Here is a 1,109-nt window from a genome sequence, read left to right on the forward strand (position 1 = left end):
GCCCCCACCCAAGCCCACCGCCATGCCATCCCTGCCTGACCTGAGCGCCGCTCCGCTGCATACCCCCGCCACCCCTATCAGCCTGATCGGCGTGCCCACCGACATCGGTGCCGGGCGCCTGGGCGCCGCGATGGGGCCCGATGCCTTGCGCGTGGCGCAGCTCGGGCCGGCCTTGACGGAGCTGGGTTGCGAGGTGCGCGACCTGGGCAACCTGGCGGGCCCGGCCAACCAGCGCAAGCCGCGCGATGCCGGGCATGGCGATCTGCGCAACTTTGCCGAAGCCGTTGCCTGGAACCAGGCGGTGCATGATGCCGTGCACGGGCAGTTGGCGGCAGGCCGCATGCCCTTGATGCTGGGCGGCGACCACAGCCTGGCGGTCGGCTCGATCAGCGCCGTGGCGCGCCACTGCCGCGACACCGGCAAGCGCCTCTTTGTGCTCTGGCTCGATGCCCATGCGGACTTCAACACGCCCGAGACTTCTCCCTCGGGCAATATCCATGGCATTCCGGTGGCCTGCCTCTCGGGCCTGGGCCCGCGCGAACTCACCCACCTGGCCGGTTTTGCACCGGCGCTGGGCCCGCAGTCGCTGTGCCAGATCGGGCTGCGCAGTGTCGATGCGCAGGAAAAGCATTTGATCAAGACCCACAACATCGATGTGTTCGACATGCGCGCCATCGATGAGCTGGGCATGCGCGAAACCATGCTGCGCGCACTGGCGCCGCTGGCCGGCTGTGACCCGCGCCAGACCCATCTGCACCTGAGCTTTGATGTGGACTTTCTCGACCCCGAGATTGCGCCCGGCACCGGCACCACCGTGCGCGGCGGCCCCAACTACCGCGAAGCGCAGCTGTGCATGGAGATGATTGCCGACACCGGCCTTCTGGGCTCGATCGATATCGTCGAGCTCAACCCGGCGCTCGACCTGCGCAACCAGACTGCCGAGCTGGTGGTGGACCTGGTGCAGAGCCTGTTTGGCAAAAGCACCCTGGTCAAGGATGTGCGCGGCTGAGCACTGACGGCGCGGGCCGCTGCCCGCGCCAGCCGCCAGCTCGGCGCGCACGCCTGTAGGCAATGTGTGTCGGCCCGGGCGTGGGGAGCAAAGGTGTAAA

At 68.4% G+C, this 1,109-nt stretch carries 1 protein-coding gene; it reads left to right on the forward strand.

What is annotated here, in order from left to right:
* Positions 1–22: 22 nt before the first annotated feature.
* The gene (rocF, locus tag WH303_RS11095) at positions 23–1,009 is read left to right on the forward strand and encodes an arginase (RefSeq protein WP_339518483.1); all 987 of its coding nucleotides are present in this window, start codon (positions 23–25) and stop codon (positions 1,007–1,009) included.
* Positions 1,010–1,109 lie beyond the last annotated feature (100 nt).

The sequence above is a fragment of the Comamonas sp. MYb69 genome, from assembly GCF_037479315.1.
Lineage (GTDB): Bacteria > Pseudomonadota > Gammaproteobacteria > Burkholderiales > Burkholderiaceae_C > Comamonas.

Excerpts from the sequence above, each read along its gene's own strand:
- rocF (WP_339518483.1), top strand. The coding sequence starts at position 23 with ATGCCATCCCTGCCTGACCTGAGCGCCGCTCCGCTGCATACCCCCGCC.